Raw genomic sequence first — 7,504 nt, forward strand, 5'->3', positions numbered from 1 at the left:
AAATGCGATCTAAATGAGTAACCCGATAATAGAGTATAAGTGATTGAAGGTTCAGGATATTTCAAAAATCATTCATTTGAATTTTAAAACTCTTAATTTTATAGAGTTTCAAAATGATTCTTTTCCACTTAGCTGATATAGTTCCTTTTTACGAGCGTAAAGCCCGGTTAGCGAACGATTCCTGTAACATTGACCATTTACTTTACGCAAAATTCTTCTTGTATTTTCTATTAATGAGTTTCTAACGAATGAATATTAATCCAACTGTAATTGCCATACCGATCTACTTCCTGCTCATAGGCTTTGAGTTTATTGTGCTGCGTCTAAAAAAGCATAAGTCATATAGGCTGAAAGATGCTATGACTAACATTAACTGCGGAGTTGTTTCTCAGATTACGGGAGCCTTTTTGCTGGTTACCCTTTTTAGTGCCTATACGCTTATCGAAGAAAAATTCGGTTTTTTCAATATCCCAATTGTCTGGTGGGCCTTCCCTTTGGCCTTTGTGTTCTTTGACTTTATGTATTACTGGGCACACCGACTTAGCCATGAAATTAATTTGTTCTGGGGTGGTCATAGTGTTCATCATCAAAGTGAAGAATACAACCTATCGGTGGCTTTAAGGCAAAGCTCTACTCAAATTCTATGGACTTTCTTGTTTTATCTTCCTCTGGCCCTTGCAGGAATAGACCCTATTGTATTTATCACCTCTCAGGGCTTAAACCTCGTTTACCAATTTTGGATACACACAGAATCGATCAAAAAGATGCCAAGATGGTTCGAGTTCATTTTCAATACACCATCGCACCACAGAGTACACCACGCCCGAAACCCCAAGTACATTGATAAAAACCATGCCGGTACACTGATAATCTGGGACAGGTTATTTAAGACTTTTGAAAAGGAAGATGAGCCGCCTCATTATGGTATAACCAAGCCTCTGAAAAGCTGGAATCCAGTTTGGGCTAACTTTGCCCACTATTCTGCCATTTTGAGCGATTTAAAACGTGTCCCTTCCGTAAAGGATAAGGTTAGACTACTATTTAAAAAGCCCGGCTGGAAACCTGAATATATGGGAGGGTTTGAAAAAGCTCCTGATATTGACCCGGCTTATGAAAAGTTTGAAAACCGTACCTCTGTAAGGCTCAACTTTTACGTAAGCTTCCAATTTCTGGTACTGATGACTTCAACAATGTTTTTTCTGTACTATGTGAACGAACTGGAGATTTCTAAAAAAATCATTTCTGCCTTGTTCATAATCTTTTCTGTAGCCTCTTTCGGCTTTTTATTCGAAAACAGAAAGTGGAGCCGACTTATTGAGTTTATAAGGTTGATCGCTGTTCCAATAGCCTTTATTTCTCTCTTCTACTCAAAGTGGTTGACTGTGGCATCATTGATAGCCATTGCTTATCTTATTATTTCATTAATCTGGTTTATCCAAATAAAAGGCAGATTGGATCTTTTGGCGCAGAAATAATATATTAGAACTACTTCAGGCGCATGGCGTATGTTTTCACACTTTGCCACCATTTGTAGCTTTACAAATAACTCTTACATGGCATTGTGAATATATACTTACTTCTATGTGACTGAATGAGTAACTTTAACTATTTAACAAATTCTAAAAGCCACCGGTATGAGTCTGGATCCTACTATAATAGCCATTCCGGTATATTTTCTCTTAATTGGTCTGGAGTTGGTTGCTCATCGATTTCAGTCTATTCGTTCTTATAGACTCAACGATGCCATTACCAATATTAATTGTGGTGTTACATCACAGGTTACCGGGGCCTTTCTTAAAGTATTTACCATAGGCTTTTACACATTCATCTTCGAAACATTCAGGTTTATTACTATTGAAAACTCGGTACTCACCTGGATTGTAGCTTTTATAGCCTATGATTTTTTCTATTACTGGGCCCATCGCATGAGCCACGAAGTAAACCTGTTTTGGGGTGGCCATAGTGTGCATCATCAAAGCGAAGAGTACAACCTTTCTGTGGCCCTTCGGCAAAGTTCTACTCAAACCATCTGGACTTTCATCTTTTACACCCCCATGGCACTGGTGGGTTTTCATCCGCTAATACTTCTCTCGGTCTCAGGCTTTAATCTGTTATACCAATTCTGGATACACACGGAATCCATCAACAAGCTTCCGCAATGGTTCGAAGCCATATTCAATACCCCCTCGCATCACAGGGTGCATCATGCACGGAACCCAAAGTATATTGATAAAAATCATGGAGGTACTTTTATAATCTGGGACCGGCTCTTTGGCACTTTTAAGCAAGAAGAAGAGAGACCTACCTACGGAATCACCAAAAACCTGAACAGTTGGAACCCTGTTTGGGCCAATGTGGCTCACTACTCTGACATGCTGCGCGATATGCGAACCATTCCGAAATGGAGTGATAGGCTACGTTATGTATTTCAAAAGCCGGGTTGGTTGCCCGACTATCTTGGCGGATACAGAGCTCCGTACGACATAGACCGAACCTCCTACCGTAAATTCGATTTGCATGCTGCAAAGGTGGTGAATGCCTATGTACTGGTGCAATACATAGTTTTGCTAGCTGGCACTGCCCTTTTCTTGTTTAATCTTGAGACTTTTGAAAACCAAATGATTCAAAAACTGGTACTGGCACTAATAATTATAGTATCGACTGTAAGTTTTGGTGCAATGTTCGAGGGTAGAAAGTGGGTTAGTTGGCTGGAAATTTTCCGTTTGGTGGCCATTCCAACCAGTCTTCTGGTATTATTTCCTCATATTTTAGACCATACCATACTGTCTGCTAGTTTAGCAACCTATATCTTTGGCACGGCCATTTGGTTCTTTGCCATTAAAAAGGCCATTGTACAACCCACGAATTCCTAAACTGTGAAGAAAGTTCTGATGTGTTTAATGGTATTTGCTTCTTTGAGCTGTACCAAAACAGCCGACTTGGGCAATTTTAATGTTGAAACCTGGAAGGGTGATCCCAATGGATGTAAAGGCGACAGGGCTCAAATGATTGACCAAATTTTTGAAGTAAAACCCAAATTGTTAGGGCTCTATCAGAAAAGTATAATTAAAGCACTGGGAGCTCCTGAAACAGAAGAACTATACGAACGAAGCCAAACCTATTATATCTATGCCATAGACCCCTCCGAAAAATGTGATGGAGGCCCGGCCGAAGACCCCAGAGTGTTGCGCATTCGGTTTACCGCCCTGGGAATAGCGAACGAAGTGGATATTCGCTAAAACAACTAAAATTTTAGTATTTAAGCAGATTGTCAAAGGAAATTTCTTCAATATATTTTTTTGAAGAATATAATTTTTCAATAACCAAAATATTCATAACTTAAAGACATAGATTATCAAGCTAACTGCTTTATTGGCATTTGTGCAATCGTTATACACTGCCGCGTCAGTAAGATAAATTAGCTTAGGTTAGTTTTAGTTTTATAGGTAGTTTAGGGAAGGTTAACTGCTCCTCAAGTTAACCTTCCGCCTTTTTAAGCTTTATTTCTCTGTCGAATATCTCAATGTGCCCGGCTTTATACAACCCTCCGAGCACCTTTTTAAAGTTCTTTTTGCTCATTCCAAAGGCCTGCTGAATCTCTTCAGGAGAGCTCTTATCGCCCAGGGCAAGACTTCCTCCTGCTTCTCTAAGGGCATTCAATACCGAATCAGACATATCGAGCACAGCCTCATAGCCCTGCTTTTGCAGGCTCACATCTATCTTTCCGTCTTCTCTAATGTGCTTTATGTAGCCCAGGCGGTTATCGCCCAACCTAATGTCTTCAAAAATTTCATTGTCATAGACAAGCCCCACATACTCACTATTGATCACTACTTTATACCCCAGGTCTGTTTTTTGCCATATAACGAGTTTTACCTCCTGCCCTTCTTCCAGACCATCGGCAGTGTCAGAAACGAAGCCAGCAATTTTGGTTGAGCCTATCATGCGATTGGTCTTATAGTCGAGCAATATCATAACTGCATACTGCCCTCCTTCACGCATGTCGGCATGCTGTTCTTTTTTGGGCACCAAAAGATCCTTCTCTAGTCCGTTGTCTACAAAAGCTCCAAAATCGGTTATCTGTTTTACCTTCAAACCAACGATTTCACCAACCTGACCATAGGGCCACCGGGTAACCGCAATGGGTCGGCTCATATGATCTGTGTAAACAAACACCTTTAGTTTGTCTCCAATCTCGTATTGTTCCGGTAAATATTTTGCAGGAATCAGTACTTCTTCTTTACCATCGGTGAGGTAGCAACCAAAATCTACTTCTCTGGCAATTTCCAGCTCTTGAATTTTCCCTATATCCATAATGAATTCGTCAATCTATTCGTATTTTGAATACCAATGCAAAAGTACCATTAATCGGCAGCCAATTCTCAATTGCTTTGAAACTATTCCGAAACACACTCATTATTTTCCTCCTTTGCAACCTCTACACTCCTTCAGTAGCCCAGAAGCACTTTTTGGCTTCAGAAGCTTTTGACGGCAGTTTTAGAGGAACAGAACGCTTTCGGGTAGCTTTTTACAACGTAGAAAATCTTTTCGACTATTTTGACGATAGTACCACGCTTGACGATGAATTTTTACCTCGTGGTGGCAATCGCTGGACAAAAGAGCGCTACTTAGCAAAACAACAAAAACTGGCCAAAACCATAGTGGCTATGGGCGGCTGGGAAGCTCCCGAGCTTATCGGGTTTTGTGAAGTGGAAAACCGATACGTTCTCACCACACTCACTCAGTTTACCCCACTAAAATCAGTGAGTTATGAAATTATTCATCAAGACTCGAAAGACCGCAGGGGCATTGATGTAGCCGCCATTTACCGCCCCGATAAATTCAAACTTATCGATTACTTCTACTACCCCGTTCGGTTTCCTTTTGACACAGCAAGCAGAACCCGTGATATACTCTATGTGATTGGCGAACTACCCAATGGCGATACCTTGCATTATTTTGTGAATCACTGGCCATCCAAATTTGGCGGTGAGTTTGAGACACAACCTAAACGCCTATTCGCAGCTCAGCTTGTTAGGGCTAAAGCAGACTCTATACTAAGTGTTAACCCCGGGGCCAATATCATTATAGGGGGCGACTTTAATGATGAACCTGAAGAAGAAAGTATGATTACCGGTTTGCGCGTTAAAACCGAAATAGAACAAACAGCAAGCACCGATCTGTTTAATCTTATGTACCCGATTCGCTATCAGGCAGGTACTCACAGTTTCGAAAATAAATGGGGTATTCTAGATCAGTTTATAGTATCGGGAAACCTCCTGAAAGGTGGTGGCCGTACCTCCGTATTCAAACGCACGGCTCAAATTTTCGACTTGGACTTTCTCTTAACAGAAGGCGCAACAGGTGCTACCAGACCCTTCAGGACGTACCAGGGACCACAATATCTGGGAGGTTATAGCGATCATTTACCCATTTTATTAGACTTGGTATTGCGCTATACGGACAATTGACGCAAACAGTCTAGCATAGCCTTGACCTCCTCTTTGGAGGTGTGCTTTTGGCCGGGCAACAAGGCAGCACTATGGTATTCCTGGGCTTCAAGTGAAAGTAAATGTTTAATGTTCTCCGACCGAATGCCCCCTCCGGGCATAATGATTAGGTCATCATCGGCTTCCTCTATTAACTCCCCTAACCTGTCGTAGCCCGCCAGAGCAGTAGCGGCCCCTCCTGAGGTAAGTACTCTTTGAACTCCCAATTCACGAAGGGTATCCAATGCCTCAAAAGGATTCACTGTTTCATCAAAGGCCTTATGAAAAGTTACGTCCATATAACCAGCCTCCTGCATGAGTTCATACGTCATCCTTTCGTGTATTTTTCTATCGGGAGTAAGCGCCCCAATCACCACTCCTTCACAGCCCATTTTGCTACAAAACGCCACATCTTCTTTCATCTGTTCTAACTCTAGCAAAGAGTAACAAAAGTCTCCGGACCTTGGCCTGATCAACACATAGACAGGGATATCCACCATCTCCTTCACCAAATGAATCATCCCTTTACTGGGCGTAAGCCCCCCTACAGAAAGTTCGGCACACAATTCAATTCTATCGGCTTTGGCCGCATTGGCATTTAAGGCCGATTCCACACTACCGGCACAAATTTCTAATAAGGGCATATCTGGTATTTTTAGGGGTTACTTAAGAAGCATGGCATATCTTTCAACACTCTACCATGGTTTGTGTCTTCACAAATGATCCTTACAAAACGCTGTAAAGACACCGCGTGACTTTATGCTGTCTATTCACTTATATGTGACCCAAATTAAGTAACCCTATTCCTTTTTCGAAAATAACAAAGTACTCCAATCCGGATCACAGAGAAGTATATAATATGGGAAAGCAGATATTAATTCGTCCAGTGGCCTGTGAATGGGATGTCAAATACATTGGCATACGCTTTCCTTTGGGACTATGGTATTTTCAAAGAAAAATCTTGTCATAACCTTTCAAGAGGCCTTTTTGGATATTTAATCAATTCCTTACACCGATCGCAGGTTAAAAGTAGATGATGCAATTATATTTGTACAAACGTAAACAAACCTAAAGATTAGCAAATGGAGAATATTTCAGTGATTGGTTCTGGTACTATGGGTAACGGCATAGCCCATGTTTTTGCTCAGAGTGGATTTAAAGTAAACCTGGTAGATATATCGCAAGAGGCCCTAGACAGAGCCCTGAAAACCATTGAAAAGAATTTAGATAGAATGCTGGCCAAAGAAAAGATTGATGAGGCCACAAAAAATGCTACCCTTTCTAACATTACTACTTACACTGACCTGAAGTCTGGTGTGGCACAGGCCGACTTGGTGGTTGAAGCTGCAACCGAAAACGTTAACATTAAACTGAAAATATTTGAAGACCTGGAGTCTTTTACCAAACCGGAATGCATTCTTGCCTCCAATACGTCTTCAATTCCAATTACCAAGATTGGGTCAGTAACCAAAAGGGCCGATAAGGTAATTGGTATGCACTTTATGAACCCCGTGCCGGTTATGAAGCTGGTAGAAGTAATCAGAGGCTATGCTACTTCCGATGCAGTAACTCAGCAGATAATGGAGGCCTCTAAAAAGCTGGGCAAGGTGCCTGTGGAGGTAAACGACTATCCCGGTTTTATTTCCAACCGCATTTTAATGCCAATGATTAACGAAGCCATTATCTCTCTTTTTGAAGGTGTGGCCGGAGTTGAAGAAATTGATACTGTAATGAAACTTGGAATGGCTCATCCGATGGGGCCTTTACAATTAGCTGATTTCATCGGTTTGGATGTTTGCCTTTCCATTATGAATGTACTTTACGAAGGTTTTGGCAACCCGAAATATGCTCCGTGCCCGCTGCTTGTTAACATGGTTACTGCCGGATATCTGGGTGTGAAATCGGGTGAAGGATTCTACGACTGGTCTCATGGAACCAAAGACCTTGTGGTTTCCGGCCAGTTCAGCAAAAAATAAAATAGGGTTACTCACTTAACCTGAGTTCGATGTACGAAA

The 7,504-nt window shown here is 41.5% G+C and carries 7 protein-coding genes; 5 read left to right on the plus strand and 2 right to left on the minus strand.

The window, feature by feature from the left end:
- Window positions 1-248 precede the first annotated feature (248 nt).
- The 3 genes from B3O12_RS09100 (at window position 249) to B3O12_RS09110 (ending at window position 3,239) form a co-directional block, all read left to right on the plus strand.
- Window positions 249-1,475: a sterol desaturase family protein gene (locus tag B3O12_RS09100; RefSeq protein WP_286756064.1), complete on the plus strand. Its 1,227-nt coding sequence runs from the start codon at window positions 249-251 to the stop codon at window positions 1,473-1,475.
- Window positions 1,476-1,634: 159 nt separating this feature from the next.
- Complete coding sequence (locus tag B3O12_RS09105) at window positions 1,635-2,873, plus strand: sterol desaturase family protein (RefSeq protein ID WP_286756065.1); 1,239 nt, start codon at window positions 1,635-1,637, stop codon at window positions 2,871-2,873.
- Between the two features lie 3 nt (window positions 2,874-2,876).
- On the plus strand, window positions 2,877-3,239 hold the full coding sequence (locus tag B3O12_RS09110; protein ID WP_286756066.1) for a hypothetical protein: 363 nt from the start codon (window positions 2,877-2,879) through the stop codon (window positions 3,237-3,239).
- A gap of 238 nt (window positions 3,240-3,477) precedes the next feature.
- On the opposite strand, the gene B3O12_RS09115 is transcribed toward B3O12_RS09110, so the two are convergent.
- Window positions 3,478-4,314, minus strand: coding sequence for a CvfB family protein (locus B3O12_RS09115; protein ID WP_286756067.1), 837 nt, complete (start codon window positions 4,312-4,314; stop codon window positions 3,478-3,480).
- A 77-nt stretch (window positions 4,315-4,391) separates the two neighbouring features.
- Here B3O12_RS09115 and B3O12_RS09120 point away from each other — a divergent pair, with 77 nt between their 5' ends.
- Complete coding sequence (locus tag B3O12_RS09120; protein WP_286756068.1) at window positions 4,392-5,471, plus strand: hypothetical protein; 1,080 nt, start codon at window positions 4,392-4,394, stop codon at window positions 5,469-5,471.
- On the opposite strand, the gene B3O12_RS09125 is transcribed toward B3O12_RS09120, so the two are convergent.
- Window positions 5,456-6,133, minus strand: coding sequence for a copper homeostasis protein CutC (locus B3O12_RS09125; protein WP_286756069.1), 678 nt, complete (start codon window positions 6,131-6,133; stop codon window positions 5,456-5,458). The two genes, B3O12_RS09120 and B3O12_RS09125, sit on opposite strands and share 16 nt — an antisense overlap.
- 438 nt (window positions 6,134-6,571) lie before the next feature.
- Between B3O12_RS09125 and B3O12_RS09130 the strand changes: the two genes are divergently transcribed.
- Entirely contained in the window at window positions 6,572-7,465 is an 894-nt protein-coding gene (locus B3O12_RS09130) for a 3-hydroxybutyryl-CoA dehydrogenase (RefSeq protein WP_286756070.1), read from the plus strand.
- Window positions 7,466-7,504: the final 39 nt, after the last annotated feature.

Origin of the sequence: Roseivirga sp. UBA838 (assembly GCF_002296035.1) — a bacterium.
GTDB classification, from domain to species: domain Bacteria; phylum Bacteroidota; class Bacteroidia; order Cytophagales; family Cyclobacteriaceae; genus Roseivirga; species Roseivirga thermotolerans.

What these genes read in the sequence shown, in the direction of transcription:
- B3O12_RS09100 (WP_286756064.1), top strand. Translation starts at nt 249, where the DNA reads ATGAATATTAATCCAACTGTAATTGCCATACCGATCTACTTCCTGCTC.
- B3O12_RS09105 (WP_286756065.1), top strand. Translation starts at nt 1,635, where the DNA reads ATGAGTCTGGATCCTACTATAATAGCCATTCCGGTATATTTTCTCTTA.
- B3O12_RS09115 (WP_286756067.1), bottom strand. Translation starts at nt 4,314, where the DNA reads ATGGATATAGGGAAAATTCAAGAGCTGGAAATTGCCAGAGAAGTAGAT.
- B3O12_RS09125 (WP_286756069.1), bottom strand. Translation starts at nt 6,133, where the DNA reads ATGCCCTTATTAGAAATTTGTGCCGGTAGTGTGGAATCGGCCTTAAAT.
- B3O12_RS09130 (WP_286756070.1), top strand. Translation starts at nt 6,572, where the DNA reads ATGGAGAATATTTCAGTGATTGGTTCTGGTACTATGGGTAACGGCATA.